General features: G+C 64.5%; 21 protein-coding genes and 1 riboswitch. Of the genes, 18 read left to right on the top strand and 3 right to left on the bottom strand.

The annotated features are described in order from the left end of the window. Positions 1–7: 7 nt before the first annotated feature. The 10 genes from LPW11_RS15740 (at position 8) to LPW11_RS15785 (ending at position 11359) form a co-directional block, all read left to right on the top strand. Positions 8–1264: a DegT/DnrJ/EryC1/StrS family aminotransferase gene (locus LPW11_RS15740; protein WP_230994824.1), complete on the top strand. Its 1257-nt coding sequence runs from the start codon at positions 8–10 to the stop codon at positions 1262–1264. Continuing rightward, complete coding sequence (locus LPW11_RS15745; protein ID WP_230994825.1) at positions 1264–2409, top strand: glycosyltransferase family 4 protein; 1146 nt, start codon at positions 1264–1266, stop codon at positions 2407–2409. The genes LPW11_RS15740 and LPW11_RS15745 overlap by 1 nt, the downstream gene beginning before the upstream one ends. Beyond that, positions 2406–3881 carry an O-antigen ligase family protein gene (locus LPW11_RS15750; protein WP_230994826.1) on the top strand — a complete coding sequence of 492 codons (1476 nt, stop codon included), beginning with the start codon at positions 2406–2408 and terminating at the stop codon, positions 3879–3881. Before LPW11_RS15745 ends, LPW11_RS15750 begins: the two co-directional genes overlap by 4 nt. Continuing rightward, entirely contained in the window at positions 3878–5086 is a 1209-nt protein-coding gene (locus LPW11_RS15755) for a glycosyltransferase family 4 protein (RefSeq protein ID WP_230994827.1), read from the top strand. Before LPW11_RS15750 ends, LPW11_RS15755 begins: the two co-directional genes overlap by 4 nt. Further along, a complete protein-coding gene (locus LPW11_RS15760; RefSeq protein ID WP_230994828.1) occupies positions 5071–6552 on the top strand; it encodes a flippase in 1482 nt (493 codons plus the stop codon). Before LPW11_RS15755 ends, LPW11_RS15760 begins: the two co-directional genes overlap by 16 nt. 91 nt (positions 6553–6643) lie before the next feature. After that, on the top strand, positions 6644–7702 hold the full coding sequence (locus LPW11_RS15765) for a glycosyltransferase family 2 protein (RefSeq protein WP_230994829.1): 1059 nt from the start codon (positions 6644–6646) through the stop codon (positions 7700–7702). Between the two features lie 21 nt (positions 7703–7723). Then, the gene (locus LPW11_RS15770; protein ID WP_230994830.1) at positions 7724–8710 is read left to right on the top strand and encodes an SDR family NAD(P)-dependent oxidoreductase; all 987 of its coding nucleotides are present in this window, start codon (positions 7724–7726) and stop codon (positions 8708–8710) included. A gap of 8 nt (positions 8711–8718) precedes the next feature. Next, positions 8719–9456: a nucleotidyltransferase family protein gene (locus LPW11_RS15775; RefSeq protein WP_230994831.1), complete on the top strand. Its 738-nt coding sequence runs from the start codon at positions 8719–8721 to the stop codon at positions 9454–9456. Next, complete coding sequence (locus LPW11_RS15780; protein ID WP_230994832.1) at positions 9453–10412, top strand: GDP-mannose 4,6-dehydratase; 960 nt, start codon at positions 9453–9455, stop codon at positions 10410–10412. The genes LPW11_RS15775 and LPW11_RS15780 overlap by 4 nt, the downstream gene beginning before the upstream one ends. A 92-nt stretch (positions 10413–10504) precedes the next feature. Beyond that, positions 10505–11359, top strand: coding sequence for a hypothetical protein (locus tag LPW11_RS15785; protein WP_230994833.1), 855 nt, complete (start codon positions 10505–10507; stop codon positions 11357–11359). Positions 11360–11843: 484 nt separating this feature from the next. Here the strand turns inward: LPW11_RS15785 and LPW11_RS15790 are convergent, their stop codons facing one another. Together LPW11_RS15790 and LPW11_RS15795 are read right to left on the bottom strand one after the other, a co-directional pair. Then, complete coding sequence (locus tag LPW11_RS15790) at positions 11844–13274, bottom strand: right-handed parallel beta-helix repeat-containing protein (protein ID WP_230994834.1); 1431 nt, start codon at positions 13272–13274, stop codon at positions 11844–11846. A 287-nt stretch (positions 13275–13561) separates the two neighbouring features. Continuing rightward, complete coding sequence (locus LPW11_RS15795) at positions 13562–14857, bottom strand: InlB B-repeat-containing protein (protein ID WP_230994835.1); 1296 nt, start codon at positions 14855–14857, stop codon at positions 13562–13564. 116 nt (positions 14858–14973) lie between these two features. Then, positions 14974–15050: riboswitch (cyclic di-GMP riboswitch) on the bottom strand. Between the two features lie 227 nt (positions 15051–15277). Between LPW11_RS15795 and LPW11_RS15800 the strand changes: the two genes are divergently transcribed. Continuing rightward, the gene (locus LPW11_RS15800; RefSeq protein WP_230994836.1) at positions 15278–15730 is read left to right on the top strand and encodes an ankyrin repeat domain-containing protein; all 453 of its coding nucleotides are present in this window, start codon (positions 15278–15280) and stop codon (positions 15728–15730) included. Positions 15731–15810: 80 nt separating this feature from the next. Here the strand turns inward: LPW11_RS15800 and LPW11_RS15805 are convergent, their stop codons facing one another. After that, positions 15811–16230 carry a cupredoxin domain-containing protein gene (locus LPW11_RS15805; RefSeq protein ID WP_230994837.1) on the bottom strand — a complete coding sequence of 140 codons (420 nt, stop codon included), beginning with the start codon at positions 16228–16230 and terminating at the stop codon, positions 15811–15813. 167 nt (positions 16231–16397) lie between these two features. On the opposite strand from LPW11_RS15805, the gene fabG reads away from it, so the two are divergent. The 7 genes from fabG (at position 16398) to LPW11_RS15840 (ending at position 23532) form a co-directional block, all read left to right on the top strand. After that, positions 16398–17126, top strand: a complete 729-nt coding sequence (fabG, locus tag LPW11_RS15810; protein WP_230994838.1) for a 3-oxoacyl-ACP reductase FabG — start codon at positions 16398–16400, stop codon at positions 17124–17126. 113 nt (positions 17127–17239) lie between these two features. After that, entirely contained in the window at positions 17240–18460 is a 1221-nt protein-coding gene (locus LPW11_RS15815; RefSeq protein WP_230994839.1) for a beta-ketoacyl-[acyl-carrier-protein] synthase family protein, read from the top strand. Next, positions 18460–19944 (top strand): phytoene desaturase family protein, encoded by a 1485-nt coding sequence (locus tag LPW11_RS15820; protein ID WP_230994840.1) that lies wholly within the window; start codon positions 18460–18462, stop codon positions 19942–19944. Before LPW11_RS15815 ends, LPW11_RS15820 begins: the two co-directional genes overlap by 1 nt. Continuing rightward, positions 19935–21167 carry a beta-ketoacyl-[acyl-carrier-protein] synthase family protein gene (locus LPW11_RS15825; RefSeq protein WP_230994841.1) on the top strand — a complete coding sequence of 411 codons (1233 nt, stop codon included), beginning with the start codon at positions 19935–19937 and terminating at the stop codon, positions 21165–21167. The genes LPW11_RS15820 and LPW11_RS15825 overlap by 10 nt, the downstream gene beginning before the upstream one ends. Beyond that, the gene (locus tag LPW11_RS15830) at positions 21164–21421 is read left to right on the top strand and encodes an acyl carrier protein (protein ID WP_230994842.1); all 258 of its coding nucleotides are present in this window, start codon (positions 21164–21166) and stop codon (positions 21419–21421) included. Before LPW11_RS15825 ends, LPW11_RS15830 begins: the two co-directional genes overlap by 4 nt. 12 nt (positions 21422–21433) lie before the next feature. Continuing rightward, positions 21434–22219 (top strand): lysophospholipid acyltransferase family protein, encoded by a 786-nt coding sequence (locus tag LPW11_RS15835; RefSeq protein WP_230994843.1) that lies wholly within the window; start codon positions 21434–21436, stop codon positions 22217–22219. Next, the gene (locus LPW11_RS15840; protein ID WP_230994844.1) at positions 22219–23532 is read left to right on the top strand and encodes a phenylacetate--CoA ligase family protein; all 1314 of its coding nucleotides are present in this window, start codon (positions 22219–22221) and stop codon (positions 23530–23532) included. Before LPW11_RS15835 ends, LPW11_RS15840 begins: the two co-directional genes overlap by 1 nt. Positions 23533–23671 lie beyond the last annotated feature (139 nt).

Raw genomic sequence — 23671 nt, forward strand, 5'->3', positions numbered from 1 at the left:
ATTGAGAATGGAAAAGGAACTGAAGATACCTCTTTCCTCTCCGGACATAACCGGGAAGGAGATCGACGCAGTCGTCCGGGTCCTCCAGACCCCTCACCTGAGCCTCGGGCCGAAGCTTCGGGAATTCGAGGAGGCCTTTGCCGGCTACCTCGGGGTGGAGCACGCCGTGGCGGTAAGCAGCGGGACGGCGGCGCTGCACCTCGCCGTGAAGAGCCTGGGGATTGGAGAGAAGGACGCGGTGATCACCACCCCCTTCAGCTTCATCTCCTCTGCCAACTGCATCCTCTTCGAGAGGGCGCTCCCGATCTTCGTGGACATCGAGCCGGTCACCTACAACATCGCGCCTGAGCGGGTGGAAGAGTTCCTGGGGACGGAGTGCGCCACCGAGTGGGGGACCGGCAGGGTGCTGCACAGAAAGAGCGGGCGTCAGGTAAAGGCGATCCTCGCGGTGCACGTTTTCGGGCACCCCTGCGACATGGAGCGTCTCGCCGCGATCGCCGCGAAATACCGCCTGCACATAATCGAGGACGCCTGCGAAGCGATCGGCGCCGAGTGCCAGGGGAAAAAGGCGGGGTCCGTGGGGGAGATAGGGATCTTCGCCTTCTACCCGAACAAGCAGATGACCACCGGGGAGGGGGGGATGCTCGTGACCCGTGACCCGGGGGTGGCGCTCCTTTGCAGGAGCCTCAGAAACCAGGGGCGCGACGCCGGAGGGGGGTGGCTCGCGCACCGCTGGCTCGGCTACAACTACCGCCTGAGCGACCTGAACTGCGCACTGGGGATAGCACAGCTGTCGAGGATCGAGGAGATCCTGCGCAAGAGGGACATGGTGGCGAGGCTGTACAACTCCCTCCTGGACGGTCTGGTGGCCGTCCCCGCAACTGTTCCGGGTGCCGTGCGCAGCTGGTTTGTCTACGTCGTGGCGCTGAAGGGGAGCCCGGAGCCTGACAGGGAGTGGGTGCTGAAGGAACTGACCCGCCGGGGGATCGGCTGCAGCAACTACTTCCCGCCGATCCACCTGCAGCCCTTCTATCAGCAGAGCTTCGGCTACCGCCCCGGCGACTTCCCGATCACTGAAGGGATCGCCAGGCGCACGGTAGCGCTCCCGCTGCACAACCGCCTCACCGCCGACGAGGTCCGGCGCGTGGTGGAGACCCTGCGGGAAGTGCTGGCCAAATCCCCGGCGCGCCCGGAAGAGCGGAAAGCGGTCCCCGGCGATTGGGGGTTGCGGCGGGCGCCGCTCCAGAGGACGGGAGGGGCGTGATGAAGCTTTGCTACATCGCGGACGTGAACAACGTCCACCCGCAGCGGATCGTGCAGCACTTCGCCGCGAGGGGGCACGAGATAGAAGTGGTCTCGGTCACTGATCCGGGGGAGAAGGCGCTGAGGGGGATGGAGGGGAGGGGGGTGAAGGTCCACTACGTGGGCCCGCTCGCTACCGGCCGCAAGCTTTCCCTCTCCTTCGCCTCGGCGCAGCTCGCGGCGCTCAGGAAGACGCGCGGTATCATACGCGCCTTTGCCCCCGACATCGTGCACTGTCTCTACCTGACCGACTGCGGACTCTACGGCGCCCTGAGCGGATTCCACCCCCTCATGGTCTTTGCCATGGGAAGCGATCTCTACCTCGATCCGGGGCGCAGCCTGCTGCACCGGAGCATCTACCGGTACGTGCTGCGCCGCGCGGACCTCATCCACACCGGCTCCGAGCACGCCGCGCAAAAGCTCGCCTGCGACGGCGGGCGCGCAGGCGCGGTGCGCATGCTGCCGTACGGGACGGATCTGCAGCTCTTCCGCCCGCGTCCCCAGGACCCGGAACTGATGCGGCGACTCGACCTCCTCCCGGAGCAAAAGATCGTCGTCAGCACCCGCGCCTTGCAGCCGGTGTACAGCGTGGATACCCTCATCCTCGCCATACCCCGGGTGCTGCGGGGGATTCCGGAGGCCCGCTTCGTCGTCGTCGGCTCCGGGACGCTGAAAGAGGAGCTCGAGGCCCTGGCGAGGGGACTCGGCGTCGCCGGCGCGGTGCGCTTCGTGGGGAACGTGCCGGAGATCGCGCGCTATCTCAACCTCGCCCACCTCTTCGTCTCCACCTCCCTTTCCGACGTCTTTGCCTGCTCTACCATGGAGGCGATGGCGTGCGGGAAGCCGGTGGCGGTGAGCGAGATCCCCGGCGTCGGCGAGTGGATCGTCGATCGCTGGAACGGCAGGCTCTTTCCCCCGAGGGGGCACGAGCAGCTGGCGGAGTGCCTGGTGGAGACCCTGGCGGATCCCCCCGCCATGAAGGCTATGGGGCAATTGAACCGTCGCCTCATGGAGGAGAAGGGGGATCTGCTGGTGGCGATGGAGGAGATGGAAGTGGAGTACCGCAGGCTCCTGGTCCCCCTCGCGGGGTGCAGGGGGACAACATGAGCTATCCTGCCGCACGACCAGCCGAGCGCTTCGGTCTCCCGGCCTGCGCTGCCATCGGTATCGCCGTCGGAGCCGCGGCGCTCGCGGCGCTGGAGTTGCAGAAGGACCTCTCCATTTTCACCGTCCTCGTCCTCTTCCTCTTCCCGGCGACCCTGTGGTGCCCGGACCGGACGCGGGCGCAGATGATCCTGATGATCTTAAGCTTTTGCGTCGGGCGCTCCTTCTACGTTGGCGAGGTCTACGCCGGCCATCACGGCGGCTCCCAGGGGCTGGGAGAATTCTTCCTCTCCGACGTCTGGCTCATGCTCCTTCTCGCCTCCTGGGGAACCTCGAAGGGGGATGGCGGAGTGAAGGGGATAAGCCGGCTCGACTGCGCGGTCCTCGCGCTCCTTCTCTGGTGCCTCGTCTCCGTCGTCGCCGCCGGGGGGACGCTCCTTGGCTTTGCAGACCTCCTGCGGATCGTGAAGGTGACGCTTCTGTACTTCTACCTGAGCCGCAACCTGCGGGACGAGACGGAGGTGAAGATCGTCTGCTACACACTCTTATTCACCCTGGCGGCCCAGGCCCTTTCCATCATCTACATGTATCTTGGCGGCACGATGCCCTTCAACCACTTCCAGAACGCCGAGATGGAGGAGGCTGAACTCTTCACCATGAGAAGGATCGGCGGCACGCTCGGGATCACCGGCACGGCGGTTTTTTTCGAGCTCATGATCCCGCTGGCGATCTCCTTCATCTTCTTCGCCGCCGGCCGGGCGCTGACGCTCCTTGCCTGGCCCCTCTTCGTTCTCGGGATGATCTCCGTCGTCTTCACCGCCTCGCGCACCAGTATCGCGGTCCTTTTTCTCGCGGTGCTGATCCTCTGGCCCTGGGCCTTTCTGAGGGAGCGCGCCAGGCGGGTGCAGCTTCTCTCCTTTGCCGCCGTCTTCCTCGTCCTCATGGCCTTCTTCGCCTGGATGGCGCTCCCGCGGCTGGAGGCGAGCTACATGAACCATTCGATGGAGGCACGCGGCAGCTACACCGTCATCGCGAAGGAGATCATAGCCGACCGCCCGGTCTTCGGGGTGGGGCTGAACAGCTTCTACGAGAACGCCCCGCGCTACAGTGGCTTTCGGGGGGCGGTGAGCCAGCTCTACGGGGTGCACAACGTCTACCTCTCCTTCGGGGCGGAGACCGGGCTCGCCGGCATCGTCATCCTCGGGTGGATCTTCGTGGAGGCCCTTGTTTTCGCCTTCACCAACCAGAGGAGGGGCACCCCCTTTGTCAGGGCGCTGTCGCTCGGGATCGCCGCGGCCCTTTGCGGCTCCTTCCTGATCAGCAGCAACCTGGGAATGGGGTTCAAGTACCTGTACACCATCTGGTCCTATCTCTGGCTCTTTCTCGCGCTCCTCGCGGCGATGCACCGGATGGTGAAAAAGGAAGGAAACGCGGCAGGCGGGGGGACGCCGGCAAAGTGGAGGGAGGGAGCATGAGAATACTTATCTACACCGTCATCAACATGAACGGCGCCCTCGGCTCCCGCGTGAACGTGGAGACCCTGGCGAGGAAGCTCTCGGCAGAGGGGCACGAGGTGGTCCTCTTTTCCCCCGCCTCGGCTGGAGAGAAGCGCTCCTTCCCCTTTCCCGCGGTGTACCTGAGGCCGGCAGGGGAGGGGTGGCTGGTGCAGAAGCTCCTCCAGGACGTGCGCGCCGGGGTGGAACTCCTGCGGCTGGTGCGGCGGGGGTGGCGCCCTGACGTCGTCTTCTCCCGCTTCGGGATAAACACGGTCGTCCTCCCGGTTCTGTGCACGATCTTGCGGATCAGCTACATCGCCGACGTGCACGGCTCCTATGAGCAGACCCTGGTGAACGAGTGGGGTGTGCCGAAATTCCTCCTCCCCGTCCTCCTTGCGGTGGAGAAGCTGAACTATCTCCTCTCCGACCGGATCATCACCGTGAGCGACGAGCTTTCCCTGCTCGTTGCGCAGTCCCCCGGGGTGGAGAAGGAGAAGGTGCTGACGATACCAAACGGCATCGATCTGAGCCTCTTCGGCAGCGAGGGGGCCGCCGACCCCCTCTTCCGGGAGAGGGCGAGGGGGGGGAAGGGGATGGTCTTCGGCTTCGTGGGGATGTTCAACCGCTGGCTCGGGGTGGTGAACATAATCGAGGCCTTCGCCCTCCTGAAAAAGGAATTCCCGGCCGTCGCCCGCGAGGTGAAGCTTCTGCTGGTCGGGGACGGCGCGGAGCGCGCGACGGTGGAGGAGCTCATCGAGCGGGAGGGGCTCGGCGACATGGTCTCCCTGACCGGGTGGGTCGAGCACCACGAGGTCCCGAAGTATCTGAGCTGCTTTGACGTCGCGCTCGCCCCGTACACTTCCGAGCCGGGCACCCGCGGCTGGGGGAGCTCCCTGAAGATCATGGAGTACCTCGCCGCCGGGCGCTGGACCATAGCCTCCGAGATGACGATCGTCTCCCGCATCATCAGGGAGACCGCCGCCGGCTACATCCTGCCGTGCGCCGAGCCGCGGGCGATCATGGAGGGGGTGCTGCACGCCTGGGAGCATCGCGGGGAACTGTCGGAGCGGGCCCAGAAGGCGCGCAGCTACATCCGGCTACACCTGAGCTGGGAGGTGCGCATCCGCAAGATCGAGGACGCCATGCGCGCAGCACTGGAAGAGAAGCCATGTCCCGAAACGTAGCGCAACCGCTCTCGGAGCGCGGCAAGAAGTTCCTCGTCGACGTGAACTGGAGTCTTCTGAGCCTTCTCATGCTGACGGCGACGGCGGTCGTTTTGAGGATACTTCTGGCACGCTGGCTCGAGCCGGCGGGGTTCGGGGTGCTGAACATGATGATCAACCTGCAGGGGGTGAGCGCGATCGTGGCGGGCTTTGGCATCCCCATGGCCCTCACGAGGTATGTCGCCCGGGGGGAGCGCCCGGGGGAAGAGAGCGTACCTCCGTCGTGCGCGCTCGCGGGAGCAGCGCTTCTCGGCGCGGTAGCCGGTCTTTCCCTCCAGTTGCTGGCAGAGCCGATCGCGCGGTTGTACCGGATGCCGCAGCTCTCGGGGCTGATCGCCCTCCTCGGGTGGGGGCTACCGTTCAGCTGCTTCACCGAGACGCTCCTCGGGCTTTTCAACGGGCTGAGAAATATGAGGAGTTATGCCTGCCTTGTCTTTGTGCGCAGCGCCTCCATGGTCCTTTTCTCCTGGACCCTCGTCATCGCCGGATACGGTGTGGAGGGGGCTGTGTGGGGGATGGTCCTCTCCGCGGGAGCGGGCGCTCTGTACGGTGGGATCGCGGCGCGCCGGCACCTGGCGGGGGGCCTTTCCCGCTTCTTCCCCGCGATACGCAGACTCTGCCGCTTCGGGAGCAGGATCTTCGGCTCCAACGCTGTGAGCGAGCTGGTGAACCGGGCGGACGTGCTCCTCGTCGGCTACTTCCTCTCCGCGAGCCAGGTCGGGGTCTACTCCAGCGCGGCCTCGATAAGCGCGCTTCTCCTGATCATCCCGAGCGCGATCCAGAAGGTGTCGTACCCGGCGAGCTCCGCCTATTGGGCAGGCAACGACCAGGAGTCGCTCCAGAGCATGGTGGACAAGGTCATGAAGTACTCCGCGTGCGTGCTCTTCCCCGTGGGGCTCGGGACCCTCTTTTTCGGCAGGGAGATCATAGCGCTCGTCTTCGGCCGCGCTTACCTCGACGGGTATCTGCCGCTGTGCATACTCCTCGTCCCGCGCGTGCTCGGGGGCTCCACCCTCGTCCCGGTCGGCTCCCTCTTTTCCGGGATAGGGCGGCCGGAGGTGAGCCTGAAGATCGACTCCTCGATCTGCGTCCTGAACCTCCTGCTGAACGTTTTGCTGATCCCCCGCTTCGGGATCGCCGGAGCCGCGGCGGCCCTCGCCCTGGCGCAGCTCTGCGGCTACGGCGCTGCGCTCGCCCTGCTGGCGCGGATCGTGCGGATCAGGATCGACTGGAAGTGGTTCGGCATGGCGGCGGGGGGCGCATGCGCGGCGATCGTTTTCTTTCTCCTGGCGCGCGGCCACCTCGGCCCGCACCTTCTCTGCCTCACGCTCCTTTCGGGGTACCTGATCTTCGTCTTTAGCGTGCTTCTAAGCCGTGAGGACAAGCGGATCCTCGGCTCCGTCGCTCACTCGATAATTTCCCGCTGACTCTTGCCCGGACGAGATCTCGGGCTGCACGAAAGAGCCGAACTTTTTCCACCCACTCCCCCTCCCGAGGGGGGTACCAGAAGGAGAAACCATGACTGGAAACAAAGAGCTGCAAGCGGAATACGACGCGCTTCCGACCGTGAGCATCGCCGTCGTCGTCCGCGACGAGGCTGAGCACATCGCGGGGTGTCTGGAGGCGCTGAAGCGGCAGGACTACCCGCAGGAGCGCCTCGAAATCGTCATCGTGGATGGCGGCTCCACCGACGGCACGATGGAGATCGTGCGGCACTTTCTATCGCAGTGCACCAACATGAGGCTCATCGAACGCCCCGGGTGCTCGTATCCTGCCGGGCTCAATATCGCGCTGCAGCAGGCCCGCGGCGAGATCTGGGCCTTTGTGGACGGGCACGCCACGGTGCAGCACGACCACATCACCAGGCATGTAGCCTACCTGAAAAGGACCGGCGCTGCGTGTGTCGGCGGATTGATCCGCACCACCGGGGAGGGGTATCTCGGCTGCGCCATCGCCCATGCCCTCAGTACCCCCTTTGGCGTCGGCAACGCCCGCTTTCGCCACTCGGACCCCCCGCGCTCCAGCGGGTGCTATGTAGACACCGTCCCCTACGGCGCCTACCGCAGAAAGCTCGTGCAGGCGGCGGGGGGCTTCGACGAGAGCCGGCTGCGCTCCGCGGACCTCGAGCTGCACAGCCGCATCCGCGCCCTCGGCGGAAACTTTTATCTCGCGCCGGACATCTGCACCCGCTACTTCAGCCGCCCGACCTTGAAGAGGATGATGGGGCAGGCCTTCGCCAACGGCTACCCCCTGGCGAGGACCTTGCGGGCGGCGTCGCCGAGGCATTTCGTCCCGGCACTCTTCGTGGCGGCGCTCGTCGTCACCCTCCTGGCGTCCCCGTGGCTCCAGGAGGCGCGGCTCGCCTTCCTCGGGATCTCCGGCGCGTACCTTTCACTCGACTTCGTTTTCAGCGCGCTCACGGCGCAGCGGCAGGGGTGGCGGTACTTCCCGGCGCTTCTGCTGATTTATCCGCTATTGCATACAAGCTACGGAGCGGGGAGCCTCGCCGGTTTCCGCCCCGAGCTCTCCGCCACGACCGCCCCTGCAGGGAGGGGGTGCGCGCCCCGCGAGGGGTAGAAAACTTTCAGGGAGAAAAAAATGTATCAGGGAGAACACGTCTTGGTAACAGGAGCGGGGGGATTCATCGGGAGTCACCTGGTTGAACGGCTCGTCCGGGAGGGGGGAAAGGTGAGGGCCTTTGTGCGCTACAACTCCCGCGGCGACGCGGGGATGCTGCGCCTTCTCGATTCGCAGGTGCGGCGGGAGGTGGAAACGGTCGCCGGCGACCTGCGCGACTCCGACGCGGTGCGCAAGGCGGTGCAGGGGTGCCGGGTCGTCTTCCATCTCGGCGCGCTCATCGCCATCCCGTACTCCTACCTCCACCCGAGGGAGGTGGTGGACACGAACGTCATCGGCACCCTGAACGTACTGGAGGCGTGCCGCGACTCTGGAGTCGAGCGTATGGTGCATACCTCGACGAGCGAGGTGTACGGCACCGCCCGCTACGCCCCCATCGATGAAAAGCACCCGCTGCAGGGGCAGTCGCCGTACTCCGCGAGCAAGATCGCGGCGGACAAGCTGTGCGAGAGCTTCCACGCCGCCTTTTCCCTCCCGGTCGCCACGCTGCGCCCCTTCAACACCTTCGGGCCGCGCCAGTCCGGGCGCGCGGTGATCCCGACCATCACGAGCCAGCTCCTGTCGGGGGGGGAGCTGCGGCTGGGGAATCTGACCCCCACCCGCGACTACACCTTCGTGAGCGACACGGTGGACGGCTTCGTGCGCATCGCCCGCTGCGACGCCGCGGTCGGCCGCGCGGTCAATGTCGGCTCCGGAGCGGAGATCAGCATCGGAGGGCTCGCGGAAAAGCTCGCGGGGATCGTCGGGCGCGAGGTCGACGTGGTCCTCGACCGGCAGCGGGTGCGCCCAGCGGAGAGCGAGGTGAACCGCCTGCTGGCAAATAACGCCCTGGCGCTGGAACTCTTTGGATGGCAGCCCCGCGTCTCGCTCGACGAGGGGCTCAACAAGGTGGTCGACTGGGTGCGCGACAACCTGGGGAACTACCGGGTCGGTCAGTACGAGGTATGAGGTGAGCTATGCGAGCAACTATTCTGGCAGGAGGACGCGGAACGCGTCTTGCCCCCTATACGATGGTTTTCCCAAAACCGCTGATGCCGATCGGCGGCATGCCGATCCTGGAGATCGTGGTGCGCCAGCTGGCCCACCACGGCTTCACCGAGGTGACGATGGCCGTGGGGCATCTGGCCGAGCTGATCGAGACCTTCTTCGGCGACGGCGCCCGCTTCGGCCTCAAGATAACCTACTCCCGCGAGCGCGAGCCCCTCGGGACTGCGGGACCGCTGGGGCTCATAAAGGATCTGGACGAGCCGTTCCTGGTCATGAACGGCGATCTCCTCACCACGGTCGACTTCTCGGGGCTTGCCCGCTTCCATCGCTCCCACGACGGCATCGCCTCCATCGGCCTTTACGAGAAGACGGTGAAGATCGACCTGGGGATCGTGGAAACGGACGAAGAGAATCTCGTTTCCGGCTACCTGGAGAAGCCGACCCTGAAACACTGGGTGAGCATGGGGATCTACATGTTCGACCCGCGCGTCCTCTCCTATGTGCCGGAGGGGGTGCGGCTCGACCTCCCGGAACTGATCCTGAAGCTCGTGGAGGCGGGAGAGAAGTCGGTCGCCTACCGCTTCCAGGGGCGCTGGCTCGACATCGGGCGCCCGGAGGACTACCACGAGGCCGCGGAGATCTTCGAGGCCAGGCGCCAGGAATTCTGTCCCGCCTTCCCCCCCGCCGCGCGGATGAGGGCGGCGTGAGCCCGCGGGCGCTGGTGACCGGGGCCGGAGGGTTCGTGGGGCGGCACCTGGTGGCGGTTCTGGGGGCGCGGGGGCACGAGGTGGTGGGGGTGACTCGTCCCCGCTCCTCCCGCGCGAGGTCCACCGTCGCTGCTGCCTGGATCGAGGCGGATCTCCTCGATGCGGAGAGCGTCCTGCAGGTCGTAAAGGAGGTCCGGCCGCAATTCGTGTACCACCTGGCGGCACTTATGCCAGGCGCTTCCCTGGAGGAACTCGTCGCCACGAACGTGATGGGGACGAGGAACCTCCTGGAGGCGCTGGTGCGCGCCGGGGAGCGCGTCGAAGGAGTCGTGGTTGCAGGGTCCGCCTCCGAGTACGGTCCGGTTTCGGAGGCGGAGTTGCCGGTGACGGAGAGACAGCCGTTGGCACCCCTGTCGCCGTACGGGCTCAGCAAGGCCGCGCAGTCACTCCTCGTGCAGCAGTATCATCTGCGTCACGCCCTCCCGGTGGTGCGCACCCGCTGCTTCAACCTTCTGGGGCCGGGGGAGCCCCCCTCCCAGGTGGCGGGGGCCTTTGCCCGGCAGATCGCGCAGATCGAGAGCGGCGCGAAGAGCGCCGAGCTCTGCGTCGGGAACCTTTCGGGGGAGCGGGACTTCCTGGACGTTCGGGATGCCGCGCGCGGTCTCGTGGAGCTTTGCGAGAGGGGGAGAGGGGGGAGCGTGTACAACCTCTGTTCCGGCCGGCCGCTGCTGATCGGCTCCATCCTCGCGGAGCTCCTGGACCGGGCGCGCGTCCCGGTGCGGGTGGTGCAGGACCCCGCTCTCGTGGCCGAGCGGGAGGTCTCCCGCATCTACGGCGATCCCGCGAGGGCCCAGCGGGAGACGGGGTGGAGGGCGGAGATCTCTCTCCAGGAGAGTATCCGCGACCTGCTGACGTACTGGCGCGAGAAAGTTGGTAGTGCAGAGGCAGAGGGATGAGTCACGGGGCCGGGGTCAGGCTTTGCATTTGGGTATTCCGCTAAAGCACCAAATCACCAAATGCAAAGCCTGACCCCAGGGAGGAGAAAAGAATGCATTATGCCGATCACCTGGAAAGGATCGGGACGCCGCTGTACCGGGGGGCGGGGGTGCGCTGGATGTCGTACCGGGGCGCTCTCATCCCCGCCTCCCTCGTTCCCACCTTTGTCGATGTCGATGCCGGGACCGCCGGCCGCCTCCTTGCCGAGTCCGGTGCGTATTTCCTGCGCTGGAGCAGCGAGCCTTCGGCGAAAGAGAACGGCTGGTGGTGGATGGTGTGCCGCGACTACTCCATCGAGCGGGTATCGGGGAACACGCGGCACAACATAAGAAGAGGCTACAAGAAGTGCCGCGTGGAGCGTCTTCCCATAGCGACTCTCGCCGAGGAAGCGTACCCCTCATACCTGAAGGCTTTTGAACGCTTCAAAAACGCGACCCCGGAAGGGGAGGAGGAGTTCCGCTCCCGCCTCTTCATCCTGTCTGAGGACGAGTCCCTTTTCCACGGCTGGGGGGTGCGTGTGAAGGGGCGGCTCGTCGGCTACCTCATCTGCACGGTGGAAGACGGTTGCGCCGTTTCCGTCACCGAAGGGAGGTTCGATCCGGATTACCTGTCGTGCTACCCCTGGCTTGCCCTGATGGACACGGTTCTCACCGAGTACGTGGCAGGGGAGGGTTTGCCGGTCAGCAACGGCGAGCGCGCCATCGCCCACGACACCAATATGCAGGAATTCCTGCTGCGCTTCGGGTTCGAGCGCCATTTCTGCCGCCTCAACGTGCAGTACCAGCCGTACCTGAAGGCCGCCGTTTCCTGTCTCTACCCGCTGCGCTCTCTCATTCCCGACCTGAAGATCACTCACAACGTCAAAGCGACCCTTTTCCAGGAAGAAATAAGAAGGGGGTGCCACTGAGGCACCCCCTTGCAGGATCCTTTATCTGGTTCTTCCGGTAGTTCCGCGCCCAGCGTTTGCTGCGCCCTTAAAGGAGCAGGCGCAGAATTCCGGGGAAGCCGTAGTATGTTCCAACGAAGGGCGGCACGAGGCCTCGCGTCCCCCCCTTTGCGAAGGGGGGACAGGGGGGATTTGACTTGGCCAGGACGGTCCTGCAAAGTGCGCAACAAGCAACTAATTCCTCTTTGCAAAAAAGTGGGGGGGGATGTCGTTGATCTTCAGACTGCCACAGCACAGTGGTTCGACGACCGAGATGTACCGGGCTGCGGTTCTGGAGGAGACTTGAAGATCAAATCCCCCCTGCCCCCCCTTCGCAAAGGGGGGAACGTTAGGCCTTCTGCAGTGCTTCGTGGCAATGTACTCACGCGCCCCCGGATTCCGAATGAACGCTTGCGAAGCGGGGGACAGGAGTCAGCCGGCATTCTCTCAAGAATTCACAATCCCTCTACTGCATGAAGCGCAGGTTCGTGGGGGGAGACGGCTCCGTCTGGTACTCGTACGCCCCTATCGCGGGGGTCCCAGGGACGGGATTGCCGTCGAAGTCCTTGCTGAGCCCCACATAGATGCCGCGCCCGAGGAGCGGAGAGCCCTGCAGCGGGTGGAAGTCGGAGCCGGGAACGGCAAAGAGCGGGTCGCCGTAGTAGGCGTTTCGCTCGCCGGAAACGCTCCCCCAGTTCGCCCAGGCGTAGTAGTCCGCCTTCCAGTACAGAAAGGCGCCCCCCGCGGGGTGATAGTACAGGTTGTTGCTGAGGGTGGCGCTCGCGGCCGCCTCGTTTATGCGCAGCTCCCCGGTGGCCCCCCTTGCAAAGACGTTGTTCCGTATCACCACCGGCGTGGCCGCCACGCAGGTGAGCTGGGCGAGCCCGTCGGTCCTGTTGTTGCCGTACAGGACGTTGTTATAGACGTTGGCACCGGAGTACCCCTGCAGCCTGATCCCGTCGGAACCGTTCCCGCTCACGATGTTGTAGGCGAGATTCGTTTTCCCTGCGGCGCTCGTCGTCTCCACGCTGATCCCCATCTCGAAGTTGTCGTGGATGTAGTTGTACGAGGCGCTGTTGTTCAGGTTGGCGATGTAGAGGGCGTGGTCCCCCGCTTTCCTGCCGTGGGAGTAGATCTCGTTTTGCGAGACGTCGAAGTTCTTCCCCCAGACGTCGATGCCGTAGTTTTCCAGCGCGGCAAGGTTCTGCCCGGTGTGGTGGATAACGTTGCCGTAGACGCTCCCCCCGGTGACGTTGTCCAGCACGATCCCGATGCCGTAGGCGTCGGTGTAGGAGATGCTGTTGTTGGCGATGGTGGCGTGGGCGTTGTCCCCGACGGAAAGGGCGATCCCGCCGCCGTCGACCCCGCCGGGGAGAAAATGACAGCGGGTGATGACGTTTTTCTGGAATACCACATACGGAGTGGTGAAGGTCGCCATGGCGGTGCCGACTTCGTCCGCGACGCAATTTTGCACCGTCAAGCCGGTCCCCGCCTCCAGGTCGAAGGCGAGGGGGCTGTGGATCCCCTTCAGTCCGTCGAAGGTGACATAGCTCTTTCCGTTGGTGTAGACGCTCGCTCCCCGCGCCTGCGCCTCGATCGAGGCGCCGTCAGGGTCGGTTGCGGAGTAGACGTACAGGACTCCGGCACTCCAGTACCACCGGTTAGCTCCGGAGAGACTTGCAAGGGATGAGACGCGGGTGCCGAAGTCGCCGTTGAACCAGACCATACCCGGTGCGGCGGCGTACGATTTCCGGTAGATCTGCCCGGAATGCGCGGTCCACCCGGTGACGTGGTTGGCGCCGTTGAAAACCGGAGGCTCTCCGCTGCCGTAGGCGCTGTAGGTGATGGGGGCGCCGCTCACGCCGGAGGAGGAGACGCTGAGCATCTCCCGCCACATTCCCCCTCTTTTGAAGAGGATCTGATCCCCGGGCTGAAACCTCGTGGAATTGACCTTTGCCACGGTTTTCCACGGTGATGAAGATGTGCCGCTGTTATAGTCCATGCCGGTTACTGAATCCACATAGTAGACTGCTGACCATGACGGACTCGCCTGTGCTGCCATACTGATGAATAAAAAGAAGGGCAGGAAAATATTTTTGAATAATTTATTCATTGTCATCTCCTCTATTAGCTATGGCCAGTACAGCACACGGTAAGTTTACCAACTGTGCCGCCCGGTGCTGGCTATTTCAATGTGAAGTTTGCCCTGATAGTGTGGTTGGACGTCACATTGGTGAAGGTATACGAGGTCCGCGCTCCGACGGAAACGCCGTCGACGACGACGCTGGAGATGACATAGTTGGTGCCCGGGGTGATGGTGAAGGCCCTGCCGTAGCCATGGTTCACCTTCACGTTCCCCTGCGGAGAGATGGCGCCGCCGGTCCCCGCGGAAGCGGCGATGGTGTAGGAGTTGATGCCGAAGGTGGCGCTGATCGTGTGGCTGGCGGTGACGTTGCTGAAGGTGTAGCGGCCCACTGCGCCGACGGAGACGCCGTCGACCTTCACACCGGTCACGTGATATCCCGTCCTCGGCACCATTGTGTAGGTGATGCTCCCCCCCGCGGAGACGGTGGAGGTCCCGGCGGGGGAGATGCTGCCGCCGCTTCCCGCGCTTGCCGTCACGGTGAGGGCCGCTGCGGGCGCGAAGGTCGCAGCGATGGTGTGAGCTGCGCCGACGTTGGAGAAGGTATAGGTCGTAACCGCCCCGACAGCGGCGCCGTCGACCGTCACCCCCGCGACGCGGTAGCCGCCCGCCGGGACGATGGAGAAGCTCTGGCTGGCGCCGGCGGGGACCGAAACGATGCTCGTGGTGGACGTGCCGTCGGTGTATTGGCTGACCGCGCTGTTGTTGACCGCCTTCACGGCGCCGTTTGCCCCTGCCGTGGCCGTGATGCTGTAGCTCTTGGTGAAGGTCGCCGTTACAGTTGTCGCGGCATTGACGGTTACCGTGCAGGGGCCTGTTCCGGAGCATCCGCCCCCGGACCATCCGGAAAAGGACGAGCCGGACGCCGCGACCGCGCTGAGGGTTGCCCCGGTGCCGGATTGCAGAAGGGCCGAGCAGGCTGTGCCGCAGCTTATGGCGCCGCCGGAGACCGTGCCGGAGCCGGTGCCGCTTTTGGCTACCGTCAGGAGGTACTGGGACAGTGGGAAGGTTTTGCTGATCTCGTTCGCGTAGCCGCTCTGGCGGCCGCTGGCGTCGTAGGAGGTCACGTTGAAGTAGTAGGTCTGGCCGTCGGTGAGAGAGGGAATTGTGCAGCTCGTGACGTTGCCGACGTCGATGCTCCTGCTGTAGGAGCCGCTCGAGGTGCCGTAGTAGACCTTGTAGCCGGCGACCGCGCCGGAGGCGGCTGCGTCCCAGGCGATGGTGGTCTGTGCCGCGTGCGACGGGGCGCAGGCGAGAAGGAGGGAGAGGACGAGGCAGAAGAGGAGCGAAGCGAGCCCGGCCCTTTGCGGACCGGCAGGTGTGGAAAGTTGTTTCATGGGGTGACCCTCCGTTTCTTGTCAATGCAGGCGGCAGTTCCCCCGCAGCGCCCGGACACTCCGTTCTCCGCACGACACAAAAAAAGCCGGGTGCACGCGAATATCTGTCCTGATATTTCGGCGACCCGGCTGTCTCTGGGAGACCCTGTAGGCTTTCCGTCCCACCCTCGCAGGTGGTTTAGTATTGTCGTCTACCTTGTGGCGTTTTGCGGGAGCGACTGCTCCTTGGTGCCGCCTTTATACGACGAAATGTGCATATGTTCAGTGACCGTTGTCACCGGAAGGGCCGATTGCGACACTCCGCTTCTGAAAGGGGTTGACATGGTTTAGTTAAAATGCAATAACTCTCGTCGGCAAATCCTCACGAGGTGGCGCTGCGGCGTCTGCGGGAGGTTTTATAACAGAACAAGGGGGGGACCGATGAAGAAATGTCTTTTTGCAGCGCTCTTTATAGTTCTTATGGCAGCCCAGGTCGCCTGCGCTGGTACCAAACTGTCCCGCGCCGCGGTCGATGGGGATCTGGATCTTGTGAAGGAGCGGGTGGAGAAGAAGGGTGAGAACGTTAACGAGATCGACAAGTGGGGATGGACGGCGCTCATGTGGGCGGTCTATTACGGCAACTACCCGGTCACCCAGTACCTGCTAGAGCACGGGGCAGATCCGAACATAAAGACGGAAGCGGAGTACGGCAGATACCTCCCCGGGACGACCGCTCTCATCCTCGCAGCCGCCTATGGACATGACGATGCCGTCGCCGCCCTTTTGAAGAAGAAGGCGGACTCGAGCGTAACGGACAGGAATGGGAAGAGGGCGATCGACTACGCGAAGGAGTACCAGTTCGACAAGTGCGTCGCGCTCCTGAAGGGGAAGTAGGGACCCATCCGAAATACCCGTAGGGAAGGGCACCTGGACGTCACCAGGTGCCCTTCCTTTTTACATAAACTCCCACTCCGTTACTTCTCCACCTCCAGCATCCCTTCCATCCCCTTGTCCCGATGGCTCTCCAGGAAGAGGAGCTTCTTGCTGCAGTAGATCGGGTAGCTCCCCGCTTTCGTGGGGGTGAAGCGGACGGTCTTTGGCTCGTCCCCCAACTTCACCGCGAAGTCGATCCCCGCCTCGGGTGCCTTCACCACCATGTCGTGCGGCACCACCCCCGGTTCCTTCTTCACCAGGAGCTCCACCGGCATGTTCACCTTCACGATGATGCGCTCCGGCGCGAAGAAGTAGCTTCCCCCCGTCACCGCGACCCGCTGTACTCCGTCGGCATCGACCACGGCCCGGACCGTCTTTGGTGAAGCCTCACGAGCATGAGGATAAGAAGTTATTGCCATCGAAGTGAGAATGGCGACAGCTGCCAGCACGATTTTCTTCAAGAGAAGTCCCTCCTTCCGACATTGGTTCTTTCACACGCAGGACCTGCAGGTCATAACCCTTGCCTCACTGGATGATTTTTAGTATAAATAAGATGGCGATTTTTCAAGAAGAGTAATTTTTTATAATATTTATGATTATTCACTCTCTTAGGGGCTGATCTAGTTCTATGGAAGAAAAAAAGATAGCTCTGGTCACCGGAGCAAGCAAGGGAATCGGAGCAGCCACAGCCATTGTCCTGGCACGCGAAGGGTACGACATCTGGCTGAATTACCGCTCCAATCACGAGGCGGCCGCTGCCGTGCGCGACGAGATAACCGCCCTCGGACGCTCCTGCACCCTCCTTTGCTTCGACGTCTCCGACGTCGCCGCCGTAAAGGCGACGCTCTCCCCCCTCCTGGAGAATGAGATTCCGCACGTACTGGTAAACAACGCGGGGTTTGCGAAGGACACCCTCATGGTGTGGATGGGGGACTCGGAGTGGAAGGACGTCCTCTCCGTGCACCTGGACGGCTTCTTTTACGTGACGAGGCTCCTCCTCCCGGGGATGCTGAAAAGAAGGAGCGGCAGGATCATCAATATCGCCTCCACCTCGGGGCAGAGCGGCGTGCCGGGGCAGGTGAACTACTCCGCGGCAAAAGCGGGGCTGATCGGCGCCACGAAGGCGCTCGCGGCAGAAACGGCGAAGCGCAAGGTCCTGGTGAATACCGTTTCCCCCGGTTTCATCGAGACGGACATGACAAGCGAGCTCCCGATGGACCGGATCCTCCCCGTCATCCCCATGGGGCGGGTCGGAAAAGCGAACGAGGTGGCGGAGGTCGTGGGCTTCCTCGCCTCCGACAAGGCCTCGTATGTGACCGGGCAGGTCATCTCCGTAAATGGCGGAGCGTACATGTAGCACTGAGCCTGACCGCCCTGCGGTCGGGCCTTCCCTTTCGGGAGGGCGGACGGTAAAAGCCTTGGATCATTCCACGGCATTTTTTTTGATCGCACCACTTACTGCGAGGTCCTGTGCACAGAGTAGCAATAACCGGTATCGGTATCGTCTCCTGCCTCGGCAACACGGTTGATGCGGTGGCAGAATCGCTGCGCGCCGGGAAGTCCGGAATAGTCCACGATCCGGAGCGCGAGAAACTCGGTTTCAGAAGCGCCCTGACCGGTGCCATCAGCGGCTTCGATCCGCGGGCGCACCTTTCCAAAAAGCAGGTGAAGACCATGCCGGACTTCGCCGTCCAGGCCCATGCCGCGGCCCTGGAGGCGCTCGCCATGTCCGGCCTCGCACCGGCCGAAATCGAGAACCCCCGGACGGGGCTGATATTCGGCTGCGACTCCAGCTGCATCGCCGCCATCGAGCAGGTCGACCTCCTCCGCGAGCGCGGGGAGACGAAGCTGATCGGCTCCGGCCACGTCTTTCGCTCCATGACCTCCTGCATCACCATGAACCTCAACACGCTCCTAAAGACCGGCGGCGCCTGCTGGACCATCAGCTCCGCCTGCTCCAGCGGCGGGCACGCGGTCGGCCAGGCGGCGGACCTGATTGCCTTCGGACGGCAGGAGAGGATCATCTGCGGTGGCGCGCAGGAGCTGAACTGGGAGTCGATGTGCTCCTTCGACGCCCTCGGCGCCTTCTCCATCAGGGCTGACGATCCCGCGGCCGCCTCGCGCCCCTTCGACGCCGGTCGCGACGGGCTCGTGCCGAGCGGCGGCGCCGCTGTGGTGATTCTCGAGCGCTACGACCTCGCGGTATCGCGCGGCGCGACGATCCTCGGGGAGGTGAAGGGGTACGGATTCTCCTCCGACGGGGCGCATCTCTCCGTTCCGAGCGAGGACGGACTGCAGCGGGCGATGCACGACGCGGTCTCCCGCTCCGGCATCAAGGCCGCCGACATCGACTACCTCTGCGCCCACGCCACCTCCACTCCGGCGGGGGACGCAGCGGAGGCTCGCAACATTGCCGCCTTTTTCGGCGCGAAGACCCCGCCGGTCTCGTCTCTCAAGTCGATGACCGGCCACGAGCTCTGGATGTCCGGCGCCTCCCAGGTCGTCTACTGCGCCATCATGGCGCGCGACGGGTTCATTGCCCCGAACCTGAACTTCACCGAGCCGGACGAGTTCTCGGCAAAGCTCAACATCGCAGCGCAACGCATCGACCGGGCGCCGGAGCATGTCCTTTGCAACTCGGCCGGTTTCGGAGGCACCAATTCCTGCCTCGTCCTGGGGTTCGGCGCTTGATGTACGACTGCATAGTCATCGGCGCGGGGATCTCCGGGATCACCTCGGCGATCACCCTCGCGCAGCACGGCTACCAGGTGGCCCTCCTGGAAAAGGCGCAGGTGAGCGCGCCGGTCCTGCGCGGCTTCTCCCGCAGAGGGGTCCATTTCGACACCGGCTTCCACTACGCAGGGGGGCTTGCCCCGGGAGAGCCGCTCGACCTCTTCCTGCGCTACCTCGGGGTGCTGGACGGTATCGCCACCTTCCCCTTTTCCGACGAGGGATTCGATATCTTCCACTGTGCCTCCGAAAGGTTCCAGTTTGCGGTCCCCGCCGGCTACGACCGTCTCCGCGAGGCCCTCTCCGAAGCCTTCCCGGCGGAGCGGGGAGCGGTGGAGCGCTACCTCGAGATGGTGGCGGCGGTGTGCCGGGAGATGCCGTATCTCAATCTCGATGCGGAGATCGACTCGGGGAACATGCTGCAGCGCGTCATCGGTCCGTCCCTTTCCGATGTGCTGGACGCCCTCACGGAGAACCGGCTTCTAAAGAGCGTCCTCTCCATGCACACCCTCTTGTACGGCGTGTCGCGCAGCGAGATCTCCTTTGCCCAGCACGCGAGCATCGTTGGCGGCTACTACGAGTCCGCCCGCGGCATCCGCGGCGGCGGCGTGAGCCTCGCCCGCGTCTTCGACGCACGCCTTGAGACTCTCGGGGTGGAGTGCCGCACCGGTTGCGGCGTTTCCGAGATCTGCGTCTCCCCCGGTGGCGAGGTGAGCGGGGTGCGGCTCGACAGCGGCGAGGTCCTCGCGGCAAAGGCGTGCATCTCCACGGTGCACCCCCGGATGCTCCTCCATATCGCACCGCACGGCGCCTTCCGCCCCGCCTACCGCAAAAGGCTGGAGATGCTGGAGGAGACGGTTTCCGCCTGCATCGCCTTCGCGACCTGCAACGATTCCGTTCCCGCCCTCGCGGGGTGCAACCGCTTCCTCCTCCCCGACCCGGAGGCGCTGGAGCACCTCGGCGCGAGAGGGATCGAGGACGGGCCCCTGTATCTGAGTGCCGCCTACCGCAATGGAGGCAGCGACCCCGCGGGGTTCCTGGCGATCTTCCCGGCAAAGGCCGGCGAGACGGAGCGTTGGGGGGAGAGCAGCCTCGGCAGGCGCCCGCAGGAGTACGGCGCCTTCAAGAGTGAGCTCCTCGAGAGGATGCGAGGGCGCATCGAGCGGGAATTCCCGGAGCTTGCCGCGACGATAGAGCACTTCGAGGGATCGACCCCTCTCACCATCCGGGACTACTGCAGCAACCCCGGCGGGGGGCTCTACGGCGTGAAGCACATGGTCGGTCAGTACAACCCGCACCCTGTCACCCGGGTGAGCGGGCTCTTCCTCGCGGGGCAGGGTGTCGTCGCCCCGGGGCTCCTCGGTGCGGTCCTCTCCGGGTTGCTCGCCTGCGGCAGCATCCTCGGGCATGACCGCTTGAGAAAGGATATAAAGGGATGCAGCTAAGACGCGTTGTCATAACGGGAATAGGGGCGATCTCCCCGCTCGGTCGCGGCGTCGACGCCCTCATGGCGGGACTTCTCGAGGGGAAGAGCGGAGTCGTTGCCGCACCAAGTCTTGCCGAGATCGGCGCCATGCGCACGCGGGTTGCAGCGCTGGTCACCGGCGTCGACCCGATGGAGATCCCGCGCAAGTTTCGCCGCTCCATGTCCAGCATGTCGGTCTTTGCCACCCTTGCCTGCCAGGACGCCGCCGCCATGGCGGGAATCCCGGAGGAAAGCTTCTGCTCCGGTAGACTCGGGGTGTGCATCGGCTCCACCACCGGCTCGGCGGGGACGATGGAGGAATTCTTCCGCGACTACGGCATCGACCATAGTCTGGAGCGGATGAAGTCCACCATCTTCTTCCACATCATAAACCACAGCTGCGCCTCCAACGTCGCCCAGGCCCTCGGCGTCACCGGCCGCATCCTCGCACCGTCGGCGGCGTGCTCCACGAGTTGCCAGGCGGTGGGGTACGGCGCGGAGATGATCGCGCTCGGCAGGCAGGACTTCGTCTTCTGCGGCGGTGCGGACGAGTTCCATCCGCTCACCTCCGGCACCTTCGACATCATGAACGCCGCCTCCAGCCGCTTCAACGATTCCCCCACCAGCACGCCGCGCCCCTTCGACCTCGACCGGGACGGCATCGTCTGCGGCGAAGGGAGCGGCATCCTGCTCCTCGAATCCCTCGACTCGGCGCTCGCCCGCGGAGCGGAGATCCTCGCGGAGGTCGCGGGTTTTGCCACCAATTCCGACCCGGCAAGCATCGCCAATCCCAATCCGGACGCCATCAGCGCCTGCATGCGGGAGGCGCTCGCCGATGCCGGGATCGACCCGGGGGAGGTCGACTACGTCAATGCCCACGCCACCGGCACCGAGCTTGGCGACATAGCGGAATGCGAGGCGATCGCCCGTGTCGTAGGCGGTGATACTCCGGTCAGCAGCCTGAAGGGGCACCTCGGGCACACCATGGCGGCGAGCGGGACGCTGGAGCTTGCCGGCTGCCTCGAGATGATGCGGCAGGGAAAGCTCATACCGACCCGCAACCTGGAAAAGGTCGACCCGCGCTGCGCCGGAGTGCGTCACCTGCAGCAGGTGGAAGAGAAGAAGCTCGAAGTGGTACTGAAAAACAACTTCGCCCTCGGGGGCGTAAACTCATCAATAATCCTCAGGAGATATCATAGATGACCGACCAAGAGATCGTTTCCCTCATCAACAGTTCCCTCGCCACGGAGTTCGAGTACCCGGAGGAGAAAATGACCCCGGAGACCGCACTGTTCGACGACATGGGACTGGACAGTCTCGACGTCGTCGACCTGGTTATCGTCCTTGAGACCGCCTTCGGAATGAAGATCCGCGAGGAGGAGGCGATCAGGCAGATCCGCACCCTCGGCGACATCCACAGCTTCGTGATAGCGAAGAAAGCGCAGCTGAAGGGGTAAAGGATGCAGGACGTGTCCATACCTTTGTCGCAGTGCGGGGCGCGAAGAGGGGGAGGGATCGAGGTGCTTCTGCTGAACCTCTTCTTCTTCCCGATGATGATACTCTGGACTGCGCTGGGGATCGCGGCGGCTCCCTTTTGCCTCGTCCTTCTGAAGCTCTTCACGCGCTGGGACTGGGGACGGGTTGTACGCACCCTGATCGGGATCCACGGGCACGGGGTGGTGCTGATCCTCTCCCCCTTCGTCTCCTTCACGGGAGAGGGGCTGGAGGAGATCTCCTACCCCTGCATCCTCGTGGTGAACCACCTCTCCTTCTTCGACAGCTACTTCATGGCGGAGCTTCCCTCCCGCGACATCGTCTTCGCGGTGGGGGCGTGGCCCTTCAAGATGTACTGGTACACCTTCTTCATGCGGCTCGCCCGCTACCTCGACGTCGAGAGCACCCCGTGGGATGAGGTCATCGGCACCTGCAAGGAGACCTTCGGCAGCCGCGGCGCCGTTCTCTTCTTCCCGGAGGGGCACCGCAGCAGGAACGGGAAGCTGCAGCAGTTCCACTCCGGCGCCTTCCGCCTCGCCTCCGAGACCGGCATCCCCATCGTTCCGTTGTGCATCACCGGGACCGACACCCTCCTTCCCCCGAAACATTACCTGCTCCACCCCGCGAAGGTCCGCCTGAAGGCGCTCCCTCCCGTCGACCCGAAGACCTTCCCCGGTCCGATGGGGCACCTCGGGCTGCGCAGGCACCTCGCCGAGGTCATGGCTCGCGGTCTTGCCGAGATGCGGGGAGAGAGGTCCTGATGCCGGGGAGGGAATTTTGTGCGGTAAAGGGTGCAGAGCTCGCTCGCAGCGACGCGGAGACGATCGCTCGACGCCAGGACGAGCTCCTGCGCCGGCATGTGGAGTACGCCTACACCCGTTCCGCTTTCTACCGCCGCACCTTTGACGGAGCCGGGGTGACCCCTGCGGATATTCGGACGAGCGCCGATCTCGTTCGCCTCCCCTTTACCGCCAAGAGAGATCTGGAGGAGTGCCACGCCGATTTTCTGGCGCTCGGGGAAGGGGCGATGGTCGATCTCTGCCTCACCTCCGGGACGACGGGGAAGGCGGTGGCGATGCTGCAGAGCGCACAGGACCTGAAGCGCCTGGCTTACAACGAGGAGATCTCCTTCCGTGGGGCGGGGTTCACCGCCGACGACCGGGTCCTCGTGGTGGCTGCGGTGGATCGCTGCTTCATGGCGGGGCTTGCCTATTTTCTGGGGCTCACGGCTCTCGGCGCCACCGTTTTGAGGGGGGGCTCCAGCAACATTCCGCTTCTCATGGAACTGGTGAAAAATTGCGCCCCGAGCGGGATCGTGGGTGTCCCCTCCCTTCTCCTGGCGCTCGGCGAGAGGCTGCAGCAGGGGGGGCTCGACCCGGCGCGGCTCGGTGTGAGAAAGATCGTGTGCATCGGTGAGCCGGTGCGCAGGCAGGATTTCTCCCTCTCGGCGCTCGGAGAAAGGGTTGCCGCGATCTGGGGAGCGCAGATCTTCGGGACGTACGCCAGCACCGAGATGGCCACCTCCTTCACCGACTGCCCAGCCGGTCTCGGGGGGCATCTGCACCCCGACCTCATGGTGGTGGAAGTGGTGGACGAGGAAGGACGAGCGGTGCCGCCGGGGGAATTCGGCGAAGTCGTAGCCACCCCCTTGGGCGTCACGGGGATGCCCCTTTTGCGCTTCCGCACCGGTGACATCGCGAAGCTGCACACCGAGCCTTGCGTTTGCGGCCGGAACACGCACCGCCTGGGGCCCGTCTTGGGGCGAAAGGCGCAGATGCTGAAGTATCGCGGCACCACGGTGTATCCCCCTGCGATCTTCTCCGTTTTGCAGGAGATCGAGGGGATCCGCGGCTACTACATCGAGGCGCACAGCGAATTCGAGCTGTCGGACCGGATCCGGGTGGTGGTGGGGGCGCAGGACTCCACCCTCTCCGCGGCGTACGTCGCCGACCGGATCTCCGCGACCATCAGGGTGAAGCCGGAGGTCGTGGTGGCCTCGCCGGAAGAGGTGCAGAAGAAGACGGTGCAGGACGTGAAGCAGAAGCCGGTGACCTTTTTCGATTATCGGGTGTAGGGGAACGTCGGGACGCTGCGCCGGGATGTATATGAACCGCCGGGGTCAGGCTTTGCATTTTGCGATTCGGTGCGGAAATGTGAACATGCGAAGCCTGACCCCGCAGCACGTTGTAGGCCCGGGGAACCCCATCCCCACC

It is taken from the genome of Geomonas sp. RF6 (assembly GCF_021044625.1).
GTDB lineage: Bacteria > Desulfobacterota > Desulfuromonadia > Geobacterales > Geobacteraceae > RF6.